23 protein-coding genes are annotated in these 22,720 nt (G+C 69.4%); 18 read left to right on the forward strand and 5 right to left on the reverse strand.

Annotated features, from left to right (window positions below):
- Positions 1-3 precede the first annotated feature (3 nt).
- The 4 genes from G6N30_RS07120 (at position 4) to G6N30_RS07135 (ending at position 3,892) form a co-directional block, all read left to right on the forward strand.
- On the forward strand, positions 4-528 hold the full coding sequence (locus G6N30_RS07120; protein ID WP_134060917.1) for a cation:proton antiporter regulatory subunit: 525 nt from the start codon (positions 4-6) through the stop codon (positions 526-528).
- 3 nt (positions 529-531) lie between these two features.
- Entirely contained in the window at positions 532-1,686 is a 1,155-nt protein-coding gene (locus G6N30_RS07125; protein ID WP_134060916.1) for a cation:proton antiporter, read from the forward strand.
- Between the two features lie 9 nt (positions 1,687-1,695).
- On the forward strand, positions 1,696-3,102 hold the full coding sequence (locus tag G6N30_RS07130) for an NAD(P)/FAD-dependent oxidoreductase (RefSeq protein ID WP_134060915.1): 1,407 nt from the start codon (positions 1,696-1,698) through the stop codon (positions 3,100-3,102).
- 118 nt (positions 3,103-3,220) lie between these two features.
- Positions 3,221-3,892 (forward strand): Rv1815 family serine proteinase, encoded by a 672-nt coding sequence (locus G6N30_RS07135; protein ID WP_134060914.1) that lies wholly within the window; start codon positions 3,221-3,223, stop codon positions 3,890-3,892.
- 4 nt (positions 3,893-3,896) lie between these two features.
- Here G6N30_RS07135 and G6N30_RS07140 read toward each other — a convergent pair whose 3' ends face one another.
- Positions 3,897-4,337 (reverse strand): nitroreductase/quinone reductase family protein, encoded by a 441-nt coding sequence (locus G6N30_RS07140; protein ID WP_134060913.1) that lies wholly within the window; start codon positions 4,335-4,337, stop codon positions 3,897-3,899.
- A gap of 101 nt (positions 4,338-4,438) precedes the next feature.
- On the opposite strand from G6N30_RS07140, the gene G6N30_RS07145 reads away from it, so the two are divergent.
- The 3 genes from G6N30_RS07145 to G6N30_RS07155 are packed head-to-tail and all read left to right on the forward strand — an operon-like array spanning position 4,439 to position 7,161.
- On the forward strand, positions 4,439-5,140 hold the full coding sequence (locus tag G6N30_RS07145) for a TetR/AcrR family transcriptional regulator (protein WP_166674632.1): 702 nt from the start codon (positions 4,439-4,441) through the stop codon (positions 5,138-5,140).
- 45 nt (positions 5,141-5,185) lie between these two features.
- Positions 5,186-5,683 carry a VOC family protein gene (locus G6N30_RS07150; protein WP_134060912.1) on the forward strand — a complete coding sequence of 166 codons (498 nt, stop codon included), beginning with the start codon at positions 5,186-5,188 and terminating at the stop codon, positions 5,681-5,683.
- On the forward strand, positions 5,680-7,161 hold the full coding sequence (locus G6N30_RS07155) for an FAD-binding protein (protein ID WP_134060911.1): 1,482 nt from the start codon (positions 5,680-5,682) through the stop codon (positions 7,159-7,161). Before G6N30_RS07150 ends, G6N30_RS07155 begins: the two co-directional genes overlap by 4 nt.
- A gap of 13 nt (positions 7,162-7,174) precedes the next feature.
- Here the strand turns inward: G6N30_RS07155 and G6N30_RS07160 are convergent, their stop codons facing one another.
- The 4 genes from G6N30_RS07160 to G6N30_RS07175 are packed head-to-tail and all read right to left on the reverse strand — an operon-like array spanning position 7,175 to position 13,361.
- Positions 7,175-7,867, reverse strand: coding sequence for an alpha/beta fold hydrolase (locus G6N30_RS07160; protein WP_134060910.1), 693 nt, complete (start codon positions 7,865-7,867; stop codon positions 7,175-7,177).
- Positions 7,868-7,894: 27 nt separating this feature from the next.
- Positions 7,895-9,814: an ABC transporter ATP-binding protein/permease gene (locus tag G6N30_RS07165; protein WP_134060909.1), complete on the reverse strand. Its 1,920-nt coding sequence runs from the start codon at positions 9,812-9,814 to the stop codon at positions 7,895-7,897.
- Between the two features lie 45 nt (positions 9,815-9,859).
- Complete coding sequence (locus G6N30_RS07170; protein WP_134060908.1) at positions 9,860-11,740, reverse strand: ABC transporter ATP-binding protein/permease; 1,881 nt, start codon at positions 11,738-11,740, stop codon at positions 9,860-9,862.
- 7 nt (positions 11,741-11,747) lie between these two features.
- Positions 11,748-13,361, reverse strand: coding sequence for an FAD-dependent monooxygenase (locus G6N30_RS07175; RefSeq protein ID WP_134060907.1), 1,614 nt, complete (start codon positions 13,359-13,361; stop codon positions 11,748-11,750).
- A 75-nt stretch (positions 13,362-13,436) separates the two neighbouring features.
- Between G6N30_RS07175 and G6N30_RS07180 the strand changes: the two genes are divergently transcribed.
- The 11 genes from G6N30_RS07180 (at position 13,437) to G6N30_RS07230 (ending at position 22,652) form a co-directional block, all read left to right on the forward strand.
- The gene (locus G6N30_RS07180) at positions 13,437-14,288 is read left to right on the forward strand and encodes a GNAT family N-acetyltransferase (RefSeq protein ID WP_134060906.1); all 852 of its coding nucleotides are present in this window, start codon (positions 13,437-13,439) and stop codon (positions 14,286-14,288) included.
- A 4-nt stretch (positions 14,289-14,292) separates the two neighbouring features.
- On the forward strand, positions 14,293-16,629 hold the full coding sequence (secA2, locus tag G6N30_RS07185) for an accessory Sec system translocase SecA2 (protein WP_134060905.1): 2,337 nt from the start codon (positions 14,293-14,295) through the stop codon (positions 16,627-16,629).
- A 10-nt stretch (positions 16,630-16,639) separates the two neighbouring features.
- Complete coding sequence (locus G6N30_RS07190; RefSeq protein WP_134060904.1) at positions 16,640-17,242, forward strand: CDP-alcohol phosphatidyltransferase family protein; 603 nt, start codon at positions 16,640-16,642, stop codon at positions 17,240-17,242.
- Positions 17,235-18,146 carry a DUF881 domain-containing protein gene (locus G6N30_RS07195; protein ID WP_134060903.1) on the forward strand — a complete coding sequence of 304 codons (912 nt, stop codon included), beginning with the start codon at positions 17,235-17,237 and terminating at the stop codon, positions 18,144-18,146. Before G6N30_RS07190 ends, G6N30_RS07195 begins: the two co-directional genes overlap by 8 nt.
- 37 nt (positions 18,147-18,183) lie before the next feature.
- Entirely contained in the window at positions 18,184-18,516 is a 333-nt protein-coding gene (locus G6N30_RS07200) for a small basic family protein (protein ID WP_134060902.1), read from the forward strand.
- Between the two features lie 2 nt (positions 18,517-18,518).
- Positions 18,519-19,340 (forward strand): DUF881 domain-containing protein, encoded by an 822-nt coding sequence (locus G6N30_RS07205; RefSeq protein ID WP_134060901.1) that lies wholly within the window; start codon positions 18,519-18,521, stop codon positions 19,338-19,340.
- 47 nt (positions 19,341-19,387) lie between these two features.
- The gene (gcvH, locus tag G6N30_RS07210; protein ID WP_134060900.1) at positions 19,388-19,783 is read left to right on the forward strand and encodes a glycine cleavage system protein GcvH; all 396 of its coding nucleotides are present in this window, start codon (positions 19,388-19,390) and stop codon (positions 19,781-19,783) included.
- Positions 19,784-19,953: 170 nt separating this feature from the next.
- Entirely contained in the window at positions 19,954-20,433 is a 480-nt protein-coding gene (gene garA, locus G6N30_RS07215; RefSeq protein WP_134060899.1) for a glycogen accumulation regulator GarA, read from the forward strand.
- A gap of 30 nt (positions 20,434-20,463) precedes the next feature.
- Positions 20,464-21,216, forward strand: coding sequence for a transcriptional regulator FtsR (ftsR, locus tag G6N30_RS07220; RefSeq protein WP_134060898.1), 753 nt, complete (start codon positions 20,464-20,466; stop codon positions 21,214-21,216).
- Positions 21,217-21,319: 103 nt separating this feature from the next.
- Entirely contained in the window at positions 21,320-21,814 is a 495-nt protein-coding gene (locus G6N30_RS07225) for a bifunctional nuclease family protein (protein WP_011560235.1), read from the forward strand.
- Positions 21,815-22,028: 214 nt separating this feature from the next.
- Positions 22,029-22,652, forward strand: a complete 624-nt coding sequence (locus G6N30_RS07230) for a MerR family transcriptional regulator (protein WP_134060897.1) — start codon at positions 22,029-22,031, stop codon at positions 22,650-22,652.
- Positions 22,653-22,720 lie beyond the last annotated feature (68 nt).

Genomic DNA, 22,720 nt, shown 5'->3' on the forward strand with positions numbered 1-22,720 from the left:
ACCATGGATGTCAAAGAGGTTCTGCTGCCCGGCGTAGGGCTGCGGTTCGAGTTCGACAACCGCGACGGTGACCGCATCGGTGTGGTCGCCCGGCGCACGGGTGAATTCGAGGTGGTGGTCTACCCGAAGGAGGACCCGGACTTCGCCCAGCAGGTGTTCCGGCTGACCGGAGAGGAAGCCGAGGCGCTGGCCCAGATCCTCGGCGCCCCGCGGATCGCCGAGCGGTTCGCCGACCTCACCCGGGAGGTGCCCGGCCTCAACGCCGGACAGGTGCTCGTGCGGGCAGGCAGCCCCTTCGTCGACCGACCGCTCGGAGACACCCGCGCCCGCACCCGCACCGGCGCGTCCATCGTCGCGATCGTCCGGGACGAGGAGGTGCTGGCGTCGCCCGGCCCGGCCGACCTGCTGCGCGCCGGCGACGTGCTGGTGGTGATCGGCACAGAAGAGGGTCTGGCCGGCGTCGAGATCATCGTCAGCCAGGGCCACGCGGGGGAGACCCACCAGCCCGGTCCGCCCGGCCGAGGCTGATCGGTGGAGGTTTCCGCGACGCTGTTGCTCGAGCTCGGCGTCATCCTCGCTGTGCTCACGGTGCTCGGCACCATCGCCAGACGCTTCGCGCTCTCCCCGATTCCGCTGTACCTGACCGCCGGGCTGGCGCTGGGCGAAGGCGGTCTTGCCCCGGTGCCCGCCGCCGGCGAGTTCGTCCAGACCGGAGCCACCATCGGTGTCGTCCTGCTGCTGCTCACCCTCGGGCTGGAGTTCTCGATCGGGGAGTTCGCCACCAGCCTGCGCAGGCACCTGCCGTCGGCCGGTGTCGATCTGGTCCTCAACGCGGCCCCCGGTGCCATCGCCGGCTGGTTGATCGGGCTCAACGGCGTCGGCATCCTGGCGCTGGCCGGCGTCACGTGGATCTCGTCGTCCGGCGTCATCGCGCGGCTGCTGTCCGACCTGCGCCGGCTCGGTAACCGCGAGACCCCCGCGGTGCTGTCGATCCTGGTGCTCGAGGACTTCGCGATGGCGGCGTATCTGCCGCTGCTCGCCGTGCTGGCCGCAGGCGGCACCTTCCTCCAGGCGCTGTTCGGGATGGCGATCGCGATCACCGCGCTGGTGCTGGCGTTCGTGGTGTCCTACCGCTGGGGTCACCACGTCGGACGCCTGGTCGCCCACCCGGACAACGAGCAGCTGCTGCTGCGCATCCTCGGCCTCACGCTGATCGTCGCGGCGCTGGCCGAGTACATCCACGCCTCGGCCGCGGTCGGGGCGTTCCTGGTGGGCCTGACCCTGACCGGCGAAGCGGCGGAACGTGCCCGCACCGTCCTCACCCCACTGCGGGATCTGTTCGCGGCCATCTTCTTCCTCGCGATCGGGGTGTCGGTGGACCCCGTCGAGCTGCTCCCGATGCTGCCGGTCGCGCTGGCGCTGGCGGTGGTCACCTCGGGCACGAAGGTGCTCACCGGCCAGTTCGCCGCCCGCCGCGACGGCGTCGCCCGCCCCGGCCAGTTGCGCGCCGGTACCGCGCTGATCGCGCGCGGCGAATTCTCGCTCGTGATCATCGGCCTGGTCGGAGCGACGGTCGCCGATCTCGAAGCGGTGGCCACCCCGTACGTGTTCATCCTGGCCATGGTCGGGCCGGTGCTCGCCCGTTTCACCGGTGGCCGCGTGCCCGCGCGGCGCCGGCCCGGTTAGTCTCCGGCTGTGCAGACGGTATTCGACGCTCCGGTCGACGCGACGCTGATCGAGTCGGCGCTCGCGCCCAGCGTCCAGGAGTCGATGTGGCTGGATGTGCCGCGGCCTCACCACGCGCCGCTGACCGGCGCGGTGACCGCCGACCTGGTGGTGGTCGGCGCCGGGTACACCGGGCTGTGGACGGCGCTGCACGCCGCCGAGCGGCAGCCCGGCCGTCAGATCGTGGTGGTCGAGTCCGACCGCGTCGGCTGGGCGGCGTCGGGCCGCAACGGCGGTTTCGTCGAGGCGAGCCTCACCCACGGCCTGGAGAACGGAAAAACCCGCTGGCCCAACGAGATCGAGTCGCTCGAACGGCTCGGTATGAACAACCTCGACGGGATGCAGGCCGACATCGAGCGGTTGGGCCTGGACGTCGACTGGCAGCGCACCGGCATGCTGACGGTGGCCACCGAACCGCATCAGGTGTCCTGGCTCGAGGACGCGGCCGCGGCGGGAGAGGGCCGCTTCCTCGACCAGACCGCCGTCCGCGACGAGGTCCGGTCGCCGACCTACCGTGCCGGGCTGTTCGCCGAGAAATCCTGTGCCATCGTGCATCCGGCGAAGCTGGCGCTGGAGCTGGCCCGCGCGTGCACCGAGGCCGGGGTGCAGATCTACGAGCACACCGCCGCCACGTCGCTGGAGACCCAGGGCTGGAGCGTGAGTGTGCACACCACGGCCGGACGCGTGACCGCACGGCATGCGGTGTTGGCCACCAACGTGTTCCCCAGCCTGCTGCGGCGCAACCGACTGCGCACGGTGCCGGTGTACGACTACGTGCTGGCCACCGAACCGCTCACCGAGGAACAGTTGGCGCGGATCAGGTGGCGTAACCGGCAGGGCGTCGGGGACTGTGCGAACCAGTTCCACTACTACCGGCTGAGCGCCGACAACCGGATCGTGTGGGGTGGTTACGACGCCGTCTACCACTTCGGCCGCAAGGTCAAGGCGAGCTACGAGGATCGCCCGCAGACCTACCGGCGGCTCGCCGCGCACTTCTTCCTCACGTTCCCGCAGCTCACCGATGTTCGATTCGACTACCGCTGGGCGGGCGCGATCGACACCAACACGCGGTTCTGCGCGCACTGGGGCCTGGCCCGCGAGGGCCGCGTCGCCTACGTCAACGGCTTCACCGGGTTGGGTGTCGGCGCCGCACGTTTCGCCGCCGACGTGTGCCTCGACCTGCTCGACGGCGCCGACACCCCGCGCACCCGGCTGGAGATGGTCCGCAAGAAGCCGCTGCCGTTCCCGCCCGAGCCACTGGCGAGCGTCGGCATCAACGCCACGCGCTGGTCGCTGGACCGTGCGGACCATTCGGCGGGGCGGCGCAACGCGCTCCTGCGCACCCTCGACGCGCTCGGGCTCGGGTTCGATTCATAACCGCCCTCTGCGTCGGTCGTGATGCTTCCGTAACGTGAACGCTCGAGGCCCCGATACAGGACACAAGCGGCCGCTGAATCGGGGTCGCACCTGCTGTAGCCGTCGGGAGGGAGCAGACGTGCGCCGACACCTGCTGAGCATGCTGGCCGCCGTCGCGGCGCCGGTGGCGGCCTTGTTGGCGCCGTTGGCGCCGGCGAACGCCGACCCGGGCGCGCTCGTCTTCCCCGGTATGGAGATCCGTCAGGACACCAACGTGTGCACGCTGGGGTTCGTCGACCTGCAACAGCGGGTCGCCTACACCGCCGGGCACTGCCGGGGAAGCGGTCCGGTCAGCGACCGGGCCGGCAGCTTCATCGGCGTCCAGACCGGCTTCCAGGACAACACGCCCGACGGTATGACCGTCGACATCAACCACCAGATCTCCGACTGGCAGACCATCGCGCTGGCGCCTGAGGCGCAGGCCAACAATCTGCTGCCCAGCGGCCGCGCCCTGGTCGCCGACGCCTCGGTGGTCCCCACCAAGGGGATGCCGGTGTGTCACTTCGGCGTGGTCACCGGAGAGAGCTGCGGCACCATCGAGGCGGTCAACAACGGGTGGTTCACCATGGCCAACGGTGTGGTGAGCAAGAAGGGCGACTCGGGCGGGCCGGTCTACACCAACACCCCCGACGGCCGCGCGGTGATCATCGGCATGTTCAACAGCACCTGGGGCCAGTTCCCGGCGGCGGTGTCGTGGCAGGCCGCCACCCAGCAGGCCGGCCAGGGCGTCATTATCACCGCCGGCGCCTGACTGGTCAGCCGAGGAGTTCGAACACCGGGATCGACGGCGCCACCGCGCGGATCTCGTCATCGCTCGAGTGCGGGGTCAGCCCGCCGACGTGCCCTTTGACCTCCCAATACCAGCGGTCGAGGTAGCGCCTCAGCAGCTCGGTCTTGTCGGCGTCGGCCACCTCCGCGATCCGCACCGTGCGGCGCCGCCAGCGCGGGCCCGTCTCGACCTCCGCCGCGGCCCGGGCGTTGCGGGCCCACTGGGTGTTGCCGCGCGGGGAGACCACGTAGCGGCGGCCGTCGACCGTCATCAGGTTCACGACGACGGTGCGCACAACCCCGGTCTTGCGGCCGCGGACGCGCAGTGCGCACGAACCCGCGATGCTGATGCCGGCCTCGGCGAGCCAGCGGATCACCTCGTTGAAGGCGCGGGCCGACGCGGCCGGTTGGTCGTAGCGGATGGTCATGGTGTTCCCCTCTCGTTGAGTGAGCAGTGCTCTCGTTTCATCCTGCACCCGCGCTGTCGAGAATGCAAGAGCAGTGATCTCTGTTGTGCGAGACTGGCGCCATGGGTGTACGCCAGGACAGCCGGGCCCGGATGGAGGCGCAGATCGTCGAGGTGGGCCGGCGGCACCTGATCACCGACGGGGCGGCCGGCCTCTCACTGCGCGGGATCGCCCGCGACCTCGGCGTGGTGTCGTCCGCGGTGTACCGCTATGTCAGCAGTCGCGACGACCTGCTGACACTGCTGCTGGTCGACGCGTATTCCGAACTGGCCGATGTGGTCGACCGGGCGGCCGCCGCGGACGACACGGGGTGGCGGGAGCGGATCGTGCGAATGGCACACGCCGCGCGCGAGTGGGCGGTGTCCCAGCCAGCGCGGTGGGCGCTGCTCTACGGCAGCCCGGTGCCCGGCTATCGCGCACCCGCCGAACGCACCACCGGGCCGGGCACCCGGATGGTGGGATCGTTCTTTCGCGCCGTGGCGGCGGGTATCGCCGCGGGCGACCTGTCGGACGACGAAGGTGTTGTGCCCGAGGGTCTTTCAACCGACTTCGGTCAGCTGCGCGAGCAGTTCGGCTTCGCCGCGGGGGACGCCGCGGTCGCGAAGACGATCACCCTGTGGGCAGGGCTGATCGGGGCGATCAGCCTCGAGGTCTTCGGCCAGTACGGATCGGATACGTTCTCCGATCCGCGCGCCGTGTTCGATCTGCACGCCGGCGCCCTGGTCGACCTGCTGACCGTGAACCCCGCCGACGCGCGAAACTAGAACACGTTCTAGCGCGGCGGAGCGCCGGGCGATATTCTCGGACCGATGGTCAACCAGACACCTGTCCAGATCGCGTGGGTGACCCCCGACATGGACGCCACCGAGCGGGCGCTGTCCGCGCTTCTCGGCGCCCGGAAATGGGTGCGGATGCCGGGCGTGCACCTCGGGCCCGACACCTGCCGCTTCCGCGGCCGGCCCGCCGACTTCGTCGCCGACGTCTCGTTGAGCTATGCCGGTGACACTCAGCTCGAGATCATCACGCCCGTGCGGGGCGAGAGCCTCTACGCCGAGTTCCTCGACCGGTGCGGGCCCGGGCTGCACCACGTCTGCCGGGAAGTGGTGGACGCCGACGCGTTCGACGCGGCGGTGCGCGACGCCGAATCCCACGGCGCGACCGTCGTCGCGGACGGTGTGATGGCCGGCGGCATGCGCTTCGCGTACGTCTCCGCCGAAGACGCCGGTGTGCCCTACATCGAGATCGCCTGTCTCTCAGACGATATCCGGACCTTCTTCGATCACGTCAAACAGGAGCAGCAGCCATGAGCACCGAGATTCCCGAAACCATCGAGGCCGGCTCGGTCACCGAGTGGTCGGATGAGGTCGACGTGGTGGTGATCGGGTTCGGCATCGCCGGCGGCTGCGCGGCGGTGAGCGCGGCCGCAGCGGGGGCGCGGGTACTGGTGCTGGAGAAGGCTGCCGCGGCGGGCGGCACCACCTCGATGGCCGGCGGCCACTTCTATCTCGGGGGCGGCACCGCGGTCCAGCAGGCCACTGGTTTCGAGGACAGCGCCGAGGAGATGTACAAGTACCTCGTCGCGATGTCGCGCGAACCCGAACACGACAAGATCCGGGCGTACTGCGAGGACAGCGTCGAGCACTTCGAGTGGCTCGAGAACCTCGGGTTCCAGTTCGAGCGCACGTTCTATCCGGGCAAAGTCGTCGTGCCGCCGGGGACGGAGGGTCTGTCGTACACCGGAAACGAGAAGGTGTGGCCGTTCTGCGAGCAGGCCGCGCCGGCACCGCGTGGGCACTCGGTGCCGGTGCCCGGAGAGCTGGGCGGTGCCGCGATGGTGATCGACCTGCTGCTGAAGCGGGCGGCCGAGCTCGGTGTCCAGATCCGTTACGAGACCGGCGTGACGAACCTCGTCGTGGACGGCGATCGGGTGGCCGGCGTTCGGTGGAAGCACTTCGGCGACAACGGTTCCGTCAAGGCCGGCGCGGTGGTCATCGCCGCCGGTGGGTTTGCGATGAACCCCGAGATGGTCGCCGAGCACACCCCGGCGCTCGGACAGAAGCGAAAGACCAAGCACCACGGTGAGGTCGAGCCGTACATCCTCGGCAACACCAACGACGACGGGCTCGGTATCCGCATGGGGATCTCGGCCGGGGGAGTCGCCAAGAACCTGGATCAGCTGTTCATCACCGCCGCCGCGTACCCGCCGGAGATCCTGCTCACCGGGGTCATCGTGAACAAGGACGGGCAGCGGTTCGTGGCCGAGGACTCCTACCACTCGCGCACGTCCGCTTTCGTTCTGGAGCAGCCGGATCAGACGGCGTACCTGATCGTCGACGAGGCGCACATGCAGATGCCCGAGATGCCGTTGATCAAGTTCATCGACGGCTGGGAGACCGTCGCCGAGATGGAGACGGCCCTGGGCATCCCGGAGGGCAAGCTGGCCGCCACGCTCGAGCGGTACAACGAGCACGCGGCACGCGGTGAAGACCCCGACTTCCACAAACAGCCGGAATACCTTGCGGCACAGGACAAGGGGCCGTGGGCCGCCTTCGACCTGTCGCTGGGACGCGCCATGTACTCGGGGTTCACCATGGGCGGGCTGACGGTGTCCATCGACGGCGAGGTGCTGCGCGAGGACGGTTCGGCGATCCCCGGCCTGTACGCGGCGGGCGCCTGCGCGTCGAACATCGCCCAGGACGGCAAGGGGTATGCCAGCGGCACCCAACTGGGTGAGGGTTCGTTCTTCGGCAGGCGTGCGGGAACGCATGCGGCGCAGCGCGGTTGATCAGAGGCGTCGGTCAGGACAGTGATGCGGCGGCCTGCCGGATGAGGGCGGCGACCGCCTCCGGTTGTGACAGGTAGACGGCATGGCTGGCCGCCACCTCGACCGTGGTGGCGCCCGCCCGCTGCGCCATGGCGAGCTGCGCGCCCATCGGGATCATGCGGTCGTCGGTGGCGATCAAGTACCAGCTCGGCTTGCGACGCCAGGCAGCCTCGTCGACCGTGCCCGTCATGGCGTCGACCGACCACGGGACCTGCGAATCGGCCAGGAACGCGGCGTCGTCGGCCGACAGATCCGCACCGAACGAGTGGTGGAATCTCGCCCGGTCCTGGAAGAGGAACCCGCCGGGTGCCGGGACGATCGGTGATCCGGGCGCATCGGGGTGCCCGCCCAGTGATCTCACCGACTCGCCGGCGTCGGGCGCGAACGCCGCGATGTACACCAGGGCCGTGACCTTGTCGTGGGTGCCCGCTTCGGTGATGACCGCGCCGCCGTAGGAATGCCCCACGAGGACGACCGGCCCCTCCTGTGCGTCGATGATCAGCCGGGTGGCCGCCACGTCGCCGCGTAACGAGAGGGTCGGATTCTGCACCACGGCCACGTGGTAGCCGTCCGCTGTGAGAAGGTCGCGAACCGCTCGCCAGCTGGATCCGTCGACGAACGCTCCGTGCACCAGAACGATGTTCGGCGTTCCCGCATGAGTACCCACGCCGGTCTCCCTCGCGCGACGTGCTGTCTACCCGGAAGGCGTCCCCGCCGCGACCGTGCCGACCTCCCACTGCCCGTCGCCGAGCAGTTTGAGCTGGCGGGTGTGGTGCTGTTCGACCGTGCTGCGATGGCTGACGCTCACCAGGATCGTCTCGGGCAGTTCGCTGCGGACCAGCCGGTAGAGCGTCAGCTCCAGGCCTTCGTCGAGGGCCGACGTGGACTCGTCGAGGAACACCGCCTTCGGCTTGGTGAGCAGCACGCGCGCGAACGCCACCCGCTGTTGCTCACCCGGCGACAGCACCTTGGCCCAGTCCTTCTCTTCGTCGAGCCGGTCGGCCAGATGCGGCAGGGCCACCTTGTTCAGGACGTCACGCAGCTCGCCGTCGGTGACCGTGCCGCTCTTGAGCGGATAGGACACAACCGCCCGCAGGTCGCCCAGCGGGACGTAGGGCATCTGGGACAGGAACATCGTGGCGTTCTCGTCGGCCGGGTACTTCAACGTGCCCGACGCGTACGGCCACAGCCGGCCGAGGCTGCGCAGCAGCGTGGTCTTCCCGCTGCCCGACGGTCCGGTGATCACCAGGCTGTCACCGGGCTCCAGGTTGAGATCGAGCGGTCGGACCAGCTGCTTGCCCGCCGGGGTGCGGACCTCGATGTCGTCGAGTTGGACACTGCCGTCCCGCGAACCCTCGACGTCGACCGACGGCAGTGCCCGGGCCTCGTCGTTGGCGATCACCAGGCCGTGGAGACGGATGATCGCCGCGCGGTAGCCGGCGAACTGGTCGTAAGCGTTACGGAAGAAGGACAGGCCGGTGAGGATCTCCCGGAACGCGCTGGCGGTCTGGTTCAGCGCACCGAGCGTGATGTCGCCGTTGTAGAACCGGGGGAACTGCACGAGGTAGGGGATGAGCTCCTGGCCCTGGGTGATGGACAGGTTCCATCCGTAGAAGCCGGCCATCCGGTTGACGTACTTCTTGTAGTTGCTCACCACCGGAGCGAACCGGCGCCGCAGCCCGGTGCGCTCGGCGATCTCGCCGCGATAGAACGCCACCGACTCCGATGCGTCGCGCAGGCGCACCAGCGCGTACCGGAACACGGCGTTGAACTTCTCGTTGTTGAACGACAGCCCGATGATCGGCCGGCCGATCCAGAACGCGACCACGGTCGCCAGCAGGATGTAGACGATGCCGATCCAGAACATCGCCTTGGGTAGTTCCACTCCGACGAACGGCAGCGTGATCGGGCCGGAGAGGTTCCACAGGATGGCCGTGAACGCGTACATCGACGTGATCGACGAGATCGCGCCGAAGACGAGGGTGGCGGTCGAGGTGTTGTTGGGCGTGTTCGGCAGTGACCCCACACCGGCGGTGAAGATGTCGATGTCGGTCTGGATGCGCTGGTCCGGGTTGTCGATCGTGTCGTCGATGAACCGGGCCCGGTAGTAGGCCTTGCCGTCGAGCCAGTCACCGGTGAGTTGATCGGTCAGCCAGGTACGCCACCTCAGCATGAATCGCTGCGCCAGATACAGATCCAGCATGATCTGCGTGACGTTGAGGACGGCGAGGACGGCGAAGATCGCCAGCGACATCCAGAAGCCGTCCGCGCCGGACTGCTTCACCGCCTCGTCGCCGGCTCCCACGCCCGACGCGACGACCTGGAAGCTGGTGAGCATGTCGCTGCCCTGGTAGGTGAACAGCACCGACAGCCGCACGCCGATCATGACCGACAGGAGCAGCACCCCGAGCCAGGCCCACACCACGACGCTCTCCGGCCCGACGAAGTAGCCGCGGGTGACGCGCCAGAATTGCCTGCCCCAGGTGGTGAACCGGACGATCAGCGCGAGGATCACCAACGTGGCGATGGCGGCGACGACCCACGCCTTCGCGATCCAGGCCAGCGACGTCCACAGCTCGCTGCCCCAGTCGAGCGTCGGGGTGAACATTTCCATTCGGGCAAGGTACCGCGACACGCTGGCGGTGGCGGGGCGGGACGCTCAACCGGAGACGGCGAGTCGGCCCAGCTGCCACCGCCCGTCGCCGAGCAGCCTCAGCTCGTGGCCGTGGAACGGTGCGACGCTGTCGCGGTGGCTCACACTGACGACCGTGGTCCGCGGCAACCGTGAGCGGAGCAGCCCGTAGAGCAGCGCTTCGAGACCCTCGTCCAGGGCTGAGGTCGATTCGTCGAGGACCACCGCACTCGGCCGCGCCAGCAGCATGCGCGCGAACGCGATGCGCTGCTGCTCGCCGAGCGACAGCGTCTGCGTCCAGTCCCTCACCTCGCCCAGCCGGATCACCAGATGCGGCAGTGCCACGGCCACCAACGCCTGTTGGATGGCACGGTCACCGACCTGGCCGTCCCGCTGCGGATAGGACGCGACGGCGCGCAGATCGCCGAGCGGAAGGTAGGGCAGCTGCGGGACGAACATGGTGTCGTCCGGCAGTTCGACCCGGCCGGCAGCGAACGGCCACAGCCCGGCGAGACTCTGCAACAGCACCGTCTTACCCACCCCGGACGGCCCGCGGATCAGCAGCGCCTCGCCCCCGGGCAGGGCCAGATCGAGGGTCTGGATCAGGGGGCGGCCGTCGGGCGTTCGCACCTCGAGGTCCTCGATCCGCACCGACCCGTCCTGTGTGGCGACGGTCGTGACGCCGCCTGAGGTGCGGGCCCTGGCGTTCTCGGTGACCAGCCCGTCGAGCCGGATCGTGGCGGCGCGGTACCCGGCGAACTCGTCGTAGGCGTTGCGGAAGAACGACAGCGAGTCGTGGATGACGCCGAACGCGGTGGCCGACTGCATGACACCGCCGAAGGAGATCTGGCCCGCGAACAGCCGCTGCGCCTGCACCACGAACGGCAGCGGATTGATCGCCTGGCTCATCGACACGTTCCAGCCGATGAACAGCAGCGTGCGGTTGAGCCAGTTGCGGTAGTTGGCCATCACCGCGGTCAGCCTGCTGTGGAGCTGTGCGGTCTCGGCGCGTTCGCCGCGGTACATCCCCACCGCCGCGCTCGCGTCCCGCAGCCGCACCAGGGCGTACCGGAATCCGGCGTTGCGTACCTCGTCGAGGTAGCTGAGCCTGATCAGTGGCCGGCCGACGACGACCGCGACGTAGGTCACCACCGCGACATAGGCGAGGACGATCCAGAACAGTGCCCGGGGCAGCGTGACGCCGAACAGGGTCAGCGGACCCGAGAGCTGCCAGAGGATCACGCTGAACGCGCCCGTCGACAGCGCCGCCTGGACGGCGCCGAAGAGCAGCACGCGGTCGGAGGTGTAGGCGGGGTTGTTGGTCTGTCGGCCGACGCCTGTGGTGAACACGTCGATGTCCTGCTGGATGCGCTGATCCGGGTTGTCGACGGGTTGGCGGGAGAACCGCCCACGGTGGTAGGCGTGGTGGTCGAGCCAATCGTCGATCAGCCTGCGGCTCAACCAGATCCGCCATCGCATGATGAACCGCTGGGTGAGGTGGAGATCCACCAGCAGCCGGAGCACCAGGCAGGCCGCCAGCACGGCGAACACCAGCATCGTCGCCCAGAAGCCCTGTTCGCCGCTGCGGGCGGCGTCGGCCGGACCGCCCTGGAAGGCGACCTGCAGCGAGGTGAACAGGTCGTTGGCGTAGTAACTGAGCAGCACACTGATCCGGACCAGCAGGATCGACGACAGCAGCAGCGCTGCCAGCGCCGCCCACACCGCGACGCTGCTTCTGCCGGTGAAATAGTCACCGGTGATGCGCCGGAACTGCCGGCCCCACTCGGTCCACCGGCCGACCGCCGCCAGCACGAGCAGCAGGCACGGTGCGGTGATGGCGAAACACGACGCCACCCACACGGTCGAGTGCAGGAGTTCGGCACCCCAGTCGATCGACGGCCTGAACATCGCGGGGTCAGCCGAAGGTGCCGTGCAGGAAGCCTTCGAGCGCCGCGATGTCGAGCCGGTGTGCGGTGAACCCCAGATACCCGTCGGGGCGGATGACGAACACCGAGGTACCTGCCGTCGAGTAGCTGCGGGCGAAGTCGCCGTCGGTGTCGCGCAGCAGCGGCAGGACCGTGCCGTCGACGTCGGCGGTCGGCGCGGCGATCAGGTACACCTCCAGCGCGCCGCGTGCGATGCCGACGGCGGTCGCGGCGGCCGCCTCGAACCGCGCCACCTCGGCCGCGGTGGCGTCGCCGTCGGCGTAGAACAGCGCAGTGTGGTTGCGACCCAACAGCGTGAACAGTCGCAGCGGTCCCGTCACGGCCGCCCGGTGCAGCCCGTTCGCGTCGGGAGCGCGCCCGCCCGGCAGCGGTTCGGGCACCGGTCCCGCCGACGAGACGATCGGGCTATCCGCATAGGCGATCAACAGCTGTGCCTCCCGGCGCATGACGTGATCGGGGTCGTCGGAGCCGGCGCCGATACCGTGGCGGGCGCTGCGGACGGTGCGGCCGACCACCTCCTCGCCGACCGGGCGCCGCTCGGCGTCATAGCTGTCGAGAAGCCTGGGCGCGGCGTTCCCGGCGACGGCGAGCGCCAGCTTCCAGGCCAGATTGTGGGCGTCCTGGATGCCGGTGTTCATCCCCTGCGCACCGGTCGGGGGATGAATGTGGGCGGCGTCGCCGGCGACGAACACCCGGCCGCGGCCGTAGGAGTCGACGATGCGATGGCTGATCCGGAACACCGATGACCAGCGCAGATTGCGTGCGGTCGTGGGTTCGGGCGCCAACCGGTCGAGCACCGCCTGGATGTGACGGAGTTCCGGTGCCCGGCCCGCCTCGAAGCCGTGCGCGACGGCGCCGCGCGATTCGGTGGCCAGTTCGTCGGGCACCAGCATCGACATCCGGTAGCGGTTGCGCCCCGGCAGCGGGATGCAGACCAGCAGATCGTCGGTCACGCCGTCGGTCTGGTGCATGGACCGGATGGCGTAGCCGCGCGGTTGCGACCAGTCGACCTCGACGTCGCCGAGCATGTACTGCTCCTCGAACGCCCCGCCCTCGAAGGTCAGCCCGAGCGTCTTGCGGACGACGCTGTGCGCGCCGTCGGCGCCGATCAGATACCGGGCCCGGACGGTGAGTTCGTCGGCGCCGGTGGAGACCGTCGCCGTCACCACGTCGTCGTCCTGGACGAATCCGGTGAGGCGCCGGCCGCGCTGTACCGACCCACCGCGCAGCGCGAGCTCCTCGCGCAGAATGCGTTCGGTCTCGTACTGCGGGATGCAGATGAACTGGAACGGAACGTCGGCGGGCAGCGAAAGGTCGATCCGCGACACCGGCGCACCGTTGACGTAGACGCACTGGCCGTTCATCTCGATGGCGGCGTCGAGGACGGCTCGCAGCACACCCATGTTCTCGAACACCTCGAGCGTACGAGGCTGCACGCCAACGGCTTTCGCATACTGAGGCGGTTCGGTCAGCGGATCGACGATGAGGCAGTCCACGCCCCGCCTGGTGAGTTCGATGGCCGCGGTGAGCCCGACGGGACCCGCGCCGGCGATGAGGACCTGGGTGTTCGCGGTGCCGGGCACAGCCAAGTATGTCGTGGCGGCGCCGCCGCGGCGGGGTTTCAAGATCTTTGTCGTCGCGCCCGGCATGCTGGGCGCATGCGGTTGCGCTTCCATTCCGACGTCGAGGACTTCGCGTCGTCGGCGGTGCCCTGGTACGCGCGCCGGCCGTTGGTGCACACCGTCGAACTGACGCTGCTGCGCGAAGGTGTGCCCTCCGACGAGGTCCCGCTGCTGATGACCGTGTGGGACGGCGCAGGAGCCGGTGCGGAACTGCTCGGCGCCGCGATCAGGACGCCGCCCCTGCCGTTGCTCTGTGGCGGCCTGTCCACCGCGCCGACCGGCGAGGTGGTCGGGGACATGGTCGCGGCGGGCCTGACCCTGCCCGGGGCCCGCGGTCCCCGCGGGGCCACCGAACCGTTCGCGCGACAGTGGTGCGACGCGACCGGCGCCGTACCGACCCCGACCTCCGCCGAACGGCTCTACCGGCTGGGGACGCTCACGGCGCCCTCCGGAGTGCCCGGCGGTCACCGCGTCGCGCGCAAAGCCGACGAACCGGTGCTCGTCAAGTACCAGTGCGAGTTCGCCGCCGAGGCGTTCGGTCACGTCCCGGACCCGGCCAGGGCCGCGGCGAGTCTGACCGCCGCGGCCGAGGCCGGCAACGCCTACCTGTTGTGGACCGCGGCGGGGGCGCCGGTCAGCATGGCCGGGGTGCGCCGTCCGGCCGCCGGGGTCTCCCGGATCGGTCCGGTGTACACCGCGCCGGAGGTGCGGGGTCGCGGGTACGGGGCGGCGGTCACCGCGGCCGCCTGCCGGTGGGCGCTGGCCGCGGGCGCCACCCAGGTGGTGCTGTTCGCCGACCTCGACAACCCGACGAGCAACCGGGTCTACCAGAGGCTGGGATTCGTGCCGGTGGGTGATTCGGTCACGGTCGACTTCCGCGTACCGTAAACGTGTGCCCAAGACGACTACACGCACCCCCGGCCGCCTGAGCGGCAAGTTCTGGAAACTGCTCGGCGCCTCCACCGAGAAGAACCAGGGCCGGTCGCTGGCACAGGTGCAAGCCGCGGCGGACTTCGAGAAGAAAGCCGCCGATCTCGACGACGAGCAGCTGCGCAAGGCCGCCAAACTGCTGCGCCTCGACGATCTCTCCGAGTCGTCCGACATCCCGCAGTTCCTGGCCATCGCGCGGGAGGCCGCCGAGCGCAGCACGTCCCTTCGCCCGTTCGACGTCCAGCTCCTCGGCGCGCTGCGCATGCTCGCCGGCGACGTCGTGGAGATGGCCACCGGGGAGGGCAAGACGCTGTCGGGTGCGATCGCCGCCGCGGGCTACGCGCTGGCCGGGCGCAGCGTGCACGTCATCACGATCAACGACTATCTCGCCCGCCGCGACGCCGAATGGATGGGCCCGCTGATCGAGGCGCTGGGGCTGAGCGTCGGCTGGATCACCGGCGAATCGACCGCCGAGGAACGCCGCAAGGCCTATACCTGCGACGTCACCTACGCCTCGGTCAACGAGATCGGCTTCGACGTCCTGCGCGACCAGCTGGTGACCGACGTGGCGGACCTCGTCTCGCCCAACCCGGACGTGGCGCTCATCGACGAAGCCGACTCGGTCCTCGTCGACGAGGCCCTCGTGCCGCTGGTGCTGGCCGGCACCAGCCACCGCGAGACCCCGCGCGTCGAGCTGATCCGCATGGTCGGCGAGCTGACCCCCGGCCGCGATTACGACACCGACGCCGACAGCCGCAACGTGCACCTCACCGACGAGGGCGCCCGCAAACTCGAGGCGAAGCTCGGCGGTATCGACCTCTACTCCGAAGAACACGTGGGCACCACGCTGACCGAGGTGAACGTCGCCCTGCACGCCCATGTGCTGCTGCAGCGCGACGTGCACTACATCGTGCGCGACGACGCGGTGCACCTCATCAACGCCTCCCGCGGCCGCATCGCCCAGCTGCAGCGCTGGCCCGACGGCCTGCAGGCGGCGGTCGAGGCGAAGGAGGGCATCGCCACCACCGAGACCGGTGAGGTGCTCGACACCATCACCGTCCAGGCGCTGATCAACCGGTACCCGACCGTGTGCGGGATGACCGGTACGGCGCTGGCCGCGGGCGAGCAGCTCCGGCAGTTCTACAAGCTGGGCGTGTCGCCGATCGAGCCGAACAAGCCGAACATCCGCGAGGACGAATCGGACCGGGTGTACGTGACCGCGGCGGCCAAGATCGACGCGATCATCGAACACATCGAAGAGGTCCACCGGACCGGCCAACCGGTGCTGGTCGGCACCCAGGACGTCGCCGAGTCCGAGGAGCTGCACGAGAAGCTGATCAAGCGTGGGGTGCCGGCGGTGGTGCTCAACGCCAAGAATGACGCCGAGGAGGCCCGCGTCATCGCCGAGGCGGGCAAGCTCGGGGCCGTCACGGTGTCCACCCAGATGGCCGGGCGGGGCACCGACATCCGGCTCGGCGGATCCGACGTAGACGAGCATGCCGCCGAACATGAACGAGTGGTCGAGTTGGGCGGTCTGCACGTCGTCGGCACCGGCAGGCACAACACCCAGCGACTGGACAATCAGCTGCGGGGCCGCGCCGGCCGTCAGGGCGACCCGGGGTCGTCGGTGTTCTTCTCCAGCTGGGACGACGAACTCGTCCAGGCCCATCTCGAACCGAACAAGCGCCCGATGCAGGCCGACGAGAACGGTCGCGTGCTGACCGACAAGGCGGCGGCCCTGCTCGACCACGCCCAGCGCGTGGCCGAGGGACGCCTGCTCGACGTGCACGCCAACACCTGGCGCTACAACCAGCTCACCGCCCAGCAGCGCGCGATCATCGTCGAACGACGAGATGCCTTGCTGCGCACCCCCACTGCCCGAGAAGAACTCGCCGAGCTCTCGCCCAAGCGTTACGCGGAGCTCTCGGAGCAACTGTCCGAGGAGCGGCTGGAAGAGATCTGCCGGCGCATCATGCTGTACCACCTCGACCGCGGCTGGTGCGAGCATCTGGCCTACCTGGCCGACATCCGCGAGAGCATTCATCTGCGTGCGCTGGGTCGGCAGAACCCGCTCGACGAATTCCACCGGATGGCCGTCGACGCGTTCGCCTCGCTGGCCGCCGACGCGATCGAAGCGGCCCAGCAGACGTTCGAGACCGCACCGTCCATCGAGGACGAACCGGGCGTCGATCTGTCCAAGCTCGCCCGGCCCACGTCCACGTGGACCTACATGGTCCACGACAACCCGTTGGCCGACGACACGATGGCAGCGCTGAGCCTGCCGGGGGTGTTCCGCTAGGTTTACCCGCATGGACGCCTCTGCGTCGGGGGAGCGGGACCGGATACTGACGGTGCCGAACGCGCTGTCGGTACTGCGCCTGGTGCTGGTGCCGGTGTTTCTGTGGCTGCTGTTCGGGGCGCACGCCAACGCGTGGGCCGTCGGTGTGCTCATGTTCAGCGGCTTCTCCGACTGGGCCGACGGCAAGATCGCGCGGCTGGTCGACAACCAGTCGTCGCGCCTGGGGGAGTTGCTCGACCCGCTCGTCGACCGCATCTACATGGTGACTGTGCCGCTGGCGCTCGCCGTCCACGGCAGTGTCCCGTGGTGGTTCGTCGTCACCCTGCTGGGCCGCGATGTGGTCCTGGCGGCGACCCTGCCGCTGCTGCGCACCCGGGGCCTGGCCGCGCTGCCGGTCACCTACCTCGGCAAGGCCGCGACGTTCGCGTTGATGTCCGGTTTCCCGCTGGTGCTGCTCGGCCAGTGGGACGCCCTGTGGAGCCGCGTGGTGCTCGCCTGCGGCTGGGGTTTCCTGATCTGGGGGATGGCGCTGTACCTGTGGTCGGGCGTGCTCTACCTGGTGCAGGTGGTGATGGTCGCCAAGCGATTGCCGAAGGTCTCCCACGGTGGTTGAGGGCAGCCGCCTGCTGGGCGGATTCGATCCGGACGCGGGGCGCAACCAGCACGATGCGAACGCACCGCAGCGAATCCCGCTGCCGTCGCTGCTGCGCTCGCTGCTGTCCGAACACCTCGATCCCGGCTATGCGGCCGCCGCCGCGGCCCGGCGCGACGGTGCCGGCCGGCCACGCGCCGTCGAGTGGGGCTGGCAGGTGGCGGCGGCGCTCGCGGTGGCCGCGGTGTTCGGCATCGCCGCCGCACAGGCTCAGACCGCCGCACCCGTCACCCGCGAGGCGCAGCAGGTGCTCGCCGGCAGCGTGCGGGCGGCCGAGGCGACCGACGACCAGCTCACCGCGCAGCGCAACGAGCTGACCGCCCAGGTGGCCGCCGAGCGCCGCAGCCGCCTGGAGGGCGACGCACTGGGCCGCCGGCTGCTGGGCGAACTCGACGTGGCCGACGTCGCCGCGGCCGCGACACCGGTGATCGGGCCCGGACTCACGGTGACCGTGACCGACCCCGGGATGTCGAAGGACCTGTCGGACGTGTCCAAACAACGGGTCGCCGGGAGCCGGCAGGTGATCCTGGACCGCGACCTGCAACTGGTCGTCAACTCGCTGTGGGTCAGCGGCGCGGAAGCGGTGGCGGTCGGCGGTGTGCGCATCGGGCCCAACGTCACCATCCGGCAGGCCGGCGGGGGCATCCTCGTCGACAACCAACCCATCAGCAGCCCGTATGTCCTGCAGGTGATCGGGCCGCCCAACACGATGGCCGACACCTTCGACCGCAGCACGGGTCTGCAGCGGCTGCGGCTGCTCGAAACCTCTTACGGCGTCGGCGTTTCGGTCAGCGCCGCCGATGCGCTCAGCCTGCCCGCCGGGTCGGTGCGGGAGGTCAACTTCGCCAGGCAGATCGGACCCTAGGGAGTCAGATGACGGGACACCGGATGATGGGACACAGATGATCGGAATCGCCGCGCTCGTCGCCGGCATCGTCCTGGGCCTCGTGTTCCGGCCGAGTGTGCCGGACTTCGTCGAGCCCTATCTGCCCATCGCGGTGGTCGCGGCCCTCGACGCCGTATTCGGCGGTCTGCGCGCTTATCTCGAGCGGATATTCGACTCCAAGGTGTTCGTGGTGTCGTTCGTGTTCAACGTGCTCGTCGCGGCGCTCATCGTGTACGTCGGCGACCAACTGGGCGTGGGCACCCAGCTGTCCACCGCGATCATCGTCGTCCTCGGTATCCGGATCTTCGGCAACGCAGCCGCCCTGCGGCGCAGACTGTTCGGCGCCTGACCATGACGGCGCCACCCGGACACGGAGCCGACCACGGCAAGGGCAGACACGAGGATCCCGCCGACCATCACGGGCGCCACGAACTGCCCCCGGATGCGGAGAACCAGCAACGGCGCCCCGGGCGGACCCAGCTGGTGTTCGGCGCGCTCGGGGCGGTGCTGTGCCTGCTGCTGGGCGTCGCGATCGTCACCCAGGTCCGGCAGAACGAATCCGGCGACAACCTCGAGACGGCCCGGCCCGCCGATCTGCTGGTGTTGCTGGACTCGCTGCAGCAGCGGGAGGCCGCACTCAACACCGAGGTGGCCGATCTGCGCCGGACGCTGGAGCAGTTGGCGGCCTCGGGCAGCAACGACCAGGCGGCCATCGAGAACGCGCAGGCGCGGCTGGCGGCGCTGTCCATCCTGATCGGCGCCGTCGGCGCGACGGGACCCGGCGTTGTCATCACGATCACCGACACCACGCCCGGGGTACCGCCCGAGACGATGCTCGACGTGATCAACGAACTGCGCGCCGCGGGCGCCGAGGCGATCGAGATCCAGGGCACCGCCGACGGGCAGCGGGTCGCCGTGCGCGTCGGGGTGGACACCTGGGTGCTCGGGCGGCCCGGAGCGCTCACGGTCGACCGGACGACGCTGAACCCGCCCTATACCGTTGTCGCGATTGGTGATCCGCCGACGCTGGCGGCCGCGATGAACATCCCGGGCGGCGCGATGGACAGTATCGAGCGGGTGGGCGGCGCGATGGCGATCCAACAGGCGGACCGGGTCGACGTCACCGCCTTGCGGCAACCGAAAGACCGCCAATACGCTCAGCCAGTCAAATAGCGCGCCGGCCACCTGGCCGGTGGCGCATCGCACGCCAGAGGAGACCCGTGACTGACATCCCAGCAGAGCTGTACTACACCGACGAACACGAGTGGGTGCTCCGCACGGGTGACGACACCCTCCGCGTCGGCATCACCGACTACGCGCAGTCCGCGCTCGGTGACGTCGTGTTCGTCCAGCTGCCCGAGGTCGGGGCCGAGCTGGCCGCGGGCGACTCGTTCGGTGAGGTGGAGTCCACCAAGTCGGTCTCGGATCTCTACGCGCCGGTCAGCGCGAAAGTGCTTGCCGTCAACGCGAATCTGGAGGGCAGCCCCGATCTGGTCAACTCCGATCCCTACGGCGAGGGCTGGCTGGTCGACCTGCAGCTCGACGCCGACGACATGGAAGCCGCGCTGGGCGGTCTCCTCGACGCGGACGGCTACCGTGGCGTCGTGACCGAGTGAGTTGTTGTTAGGGTGCTGCAGACGGTTCGACCATCTTCGGCCGAGTGAAATCAACGAGGGGCGGATCCGGCCGTGGTGGACACAGCGACGTCCACTGCGCGGTACGGTCGACGTGAAACGACGGCTGGACACCGGCCGGATACGCCACAGCAGCCAGTGAGGAGCAGCGGGTGACGGAAAAGGACATCAACTCTGGGGGCGACCAGACGTCTGAAGAAGTCACCGTAGAGACGACCTCCGTCTTCCGGGCCGACTTCCTCAACGAACTCGACGCGCCGCCGGCGGCGGGGTCCGAGAGTGCGGTCTCCGGTGTCGAGGGCCTGCCGGTCGGCTCGGCGCTGCTGGTCGTCAAGCGCGGCCCGAACGCGGGTTCCCGGTTCCTGCTGGATCAGCCGACCACTTCGGCCGGGCGCCACCCCGACAGCGACATCTTCCTGGACGACGTGACGGTCAGCCGCCGGCATGCCGAGTTCCGGCTGGAGAGCGGTGAGTTCCAGGTCGTCGACGTCGGCAGCCTCAACGGCACCTACGTCAACCGCGAACCCGTGGACTCCGCGGTGCTGGCCAACGGCGACGAGGTGCAGATCGGCAAGTTCCGCCTGGTGTTCCTGACCGGGCCCAGCACCGATGAGAACGGCCCGAGCAGCTAGGTGGCCGATGAGCGCCGGCGCGACGAGTAAATGAGCCAACCCGACAGCCCCGCACTCACCGGGATGTCGATCGGAGCGGTCCTGGATCTGCTGCGACCGGACTTCCCGGACGTGACGATCTCCAAGATCCGGTTCCTGGAGGCCGAAGGCCTGGTCACCCCGGAGCGCACCGCATCGGGGTACCGGCGGTTCACCGCGTACGACTGCGCGCGCCTGCGCTTCATCCTGACCGCCCAGCGGGATCAGTACCTGCCGCTCAAGGTCATCAAGGCCCAGCTCGACGCCCAGCCCGACGGCGCCCTGCCGCCATCCGCTCCGTCCCACCCGGCGCCGTATCCGGCGCCCCGGCTGGTGCCGGTGGGGGCCGGCGGGGATGCGGTGGCCAGTGTGGCGCCCACCCGGGTCCGCCTCAGCCGCGAAGACCTGCTCGAGCGGTCCGGCGTCGACGACGACCTGCTGGCGGCGTTGATCAAGGCGGGGGTGATCACCCCCTCTTCCAAGGCCGGCGGCGGGATTTTCTTCGACGAACACTCGGTTGTGATCGCGCAGTGTGCCCGCGCCCTCGCCGACTACGGCGTCGAGCCGCGCCACCTGCGCGCTTTCCGGTCCGCGGCCGACCGCCAGTCGGATCTGATCGCCCAGATCGCCGGCCCGGTGGGCAAGGCAGGCACCACCGGCGCGCGCGACCGGGCCGACGACCTGGCCCGCGAAGTGGCCGCTCTGGCCATCACCCTGCACACATCATTGATCAAATCGGCCGTACGCGACGTACTGGATCGCTGAGGATTAGACTCGCAACGACGGCTCGTTCGTCACGTCAGGTCGCAACATCTGACACGCAGCACCGAAGAACGACAAGCACACTGGTGCGAAAGGGCAGACACAGATGGCTGAGGTTCGTGTGGTCGGCATTCGCGTGGAGCAGCCCCAGAACCAGCCGGTGTTGCTGCTCCGCGAATCGAACGGGGACCGTTATCTGCCGATCTGGATCGGCCAGTCGGAGGCCGCCGCGATCGCCCTCGAACAGCAGGGTGTCGAACCGGCCCGGCCGCTGACCCACGACCTGATCCGCGACGTCATCGCCGCGCTCGGGCATTCGCTCAAGGAGGTCCGGATCGTCGACCTCCAGGAGGGCACCTTCTACGCCGACCTGATCTTCGACCGGGACATCAAGGTGTCGGCCCGGCCGTCGGACTCGGTGGCGATCGCCTTGCGCGTCGGGGTGCCCATCTACGTCGAAGAAGCGGTACTGGCCGAGGCCGGGCTGCTGATCCCCGACGAAAACGACGAAGAGGCGGCCGGTGCGGTCCGCGAAGACGAGGTCGAGAAGTTCAAGGAGTTCCTCGACAGCGTTTCCCCTGACGACTTCAAAGCGACCTGAGTCACGCTTTGTCACGGAAGCGTCTCACGCTGCCGACACGCGGCGCGTGTGGCGCCCGACGGCTGATCAGGCGGCCATACTTTGAGGGCGACGAGCAGTCAGGGCTCGAACCAACGCGTATGCTCGAACACAATCGGGCTGGCGTACGACGACACTGAACCGCACGTCGCGGCAGGTGGTAGCGGGCGAGTTCGATCGGCGAGAGGATTCGATAGTGGGCGACACGCCACGTCAGGGAGAGCTGGATCTGTCGACCGGCAAGAGCCACGCGGAACGGGTCGACCGGGCGCCGAGCGAACCCGTGCAGGCGGGGCTGTTCCCCGATGACTCCGTCCCCGACGAGTTGGTGGGCTACCGCGGGCCGAGTGCCTGCCAGATCGCCGGCATCACCTACCGGCAGCTGGACTACTGGGCTCGCACGTCGCTCGTGGTGCCCTCGATCCGCGGCGCGGCCGGTTCCGGCAGCCAGCGGCTCTACTCGTTCAAGGACATCCTGGTCCTCAAGATCGTCAAGCGACTGCTGGACACCGGGATCTCGCTGCACAACATCCGCGTCGCGGTGGACCACCTGCGGCAGCGCGGCGTGAGCGATCTGGCGAACATCACCCTGTTCTCCGACGGCACCACGGTCTACGAGTGCACCTCGGCCGAGGAGGTCGTCGATCTCCTCCAGGGCGGACAGGGCGTGTTCGGCATCGCGGTCTCCGGCGCCATGAGGGAACTGACCGGTGCCATCGCCGACTTCCCCGGCGAGCGGGCCGACGGCGGCGAATCGATCGCCGCACCCGAGGACGAACTCGCCTCCCGGCGCAAGCACCGAGACCGCAAGATCGGCTGAGCGCCCGCTCCACCCACCTGACGACGGCCACCGCACGGTGGTCGTCGTCCTTGTTTTCCCGCTCGTCG

This window comes from Mycolicibacterium litorale (assembly GCF_010731695.1).
Lineage (GTDB): Bacteria > Actinomycetota > Actinomycetes > Mycobacteriales > Mycobacteriaceae > Mycobacterium > Mycobacterium litorale.

What these genes read in the sequence shown, in the direction of transcription:
- G6N30_RS07120 (WP_134060917.1), top strand. Translation starts at nt 4, where the DNA reads ATGGATGTCAAAGAGGTTCTGCTGCCCGGCGTAGGGCTGCGGTTCGAG.
- G6N30_RS07140 (WP_134060913.1), bottom strand. Translation starts at nt 4,337, where the DNA reads ATGACCATCCGCTACGACCAACCGGCCGCGTCGGCCCGCGCCTTCAAC.
- G6N30_RS07145 (WP_166674632.1), top strand. Translation starts at nt 4,439, where the DNA reads ATGGGTGTACGCCAGGACAGCCGGGCCCGGATGGAGGCGCAGATCGTC.
- G6N30_RS07150 (WP_134060912.1), top strand. Translation starts at nt 5,186, where the DNA reads ATGGTCAACCAGACACCTGTCCAGATCGCGTGGGTGACCCCCGACATG.
- G6N30_RS07155 (WP_134060911.1), top strand. Translation starts at nt 5,680, where the DNA reads ATGAGCACCGAGATTCCCGAAACCATCGAGGCCGGCTCGGTCACCGAG.
- G6N30_RS07165 (WP_134060909.1), bottom strand. Translation starts at nt 9,814, where the DNA reads ATGGAAATGTTCACCCCGACGCTCGACTGGGGCAGCGAGCTGTGGACG.
- G6N30_RS07170 (WP_134060908.1), bottom strand. Translation starts at nt 11,740, where the DNA reads ATGTTCAGGCCGTCGATCGACTGGGGTGCCGAACTCCTGCACTCGACC.
- G6N30_RS07180 (WP_134060906.1), top strand. Translation starts at nt 13,437, where the DNA reads ATGCGGTTGCGCTTCCATTCCGACGTCGAGGACTTCGCGTCGTCGGCG.
- G6N30_RS07190 (WP_134060904.1), top strand. Translation starts at nt 16,640, where the DNA reads ATGGACGCCTCTGCGTCGGGGGAGCGGGACCGGATACTGACGGTGCCG.
- G6N30_RS07200 (WP_134060902.1), top strand. Translation starts at nt 18,184, where the DNA reads ATGATCGGAATCGCCGCGCTCGTCGCCGGCATCGTCCTGGGCCTCGTG.
- G6N30_RS07205 (WP_134060901.1), top strand. Translation starts at nt 18,519, where the DNA reads ATGACGGCGCCACCCGGACACGGAGCCGACCACGGCAAGGGCAGACAC.
- ftsR (WP_134060898.1), top strand. Translation starts at nt 20,464, where the DNA reads ATGAGCCAACCCGACAGCCCCGCACTCACCGGGATGTCGATCGGAGCG.
- G6N30_RS07225 (WP_011560235.1), top strand. Translation starts at nt 21,320, where the DNA reads ATGGCTGAGGTTCGTGTGGTCGGCATTCGCGTGGAGCAGCCCCAGAAC.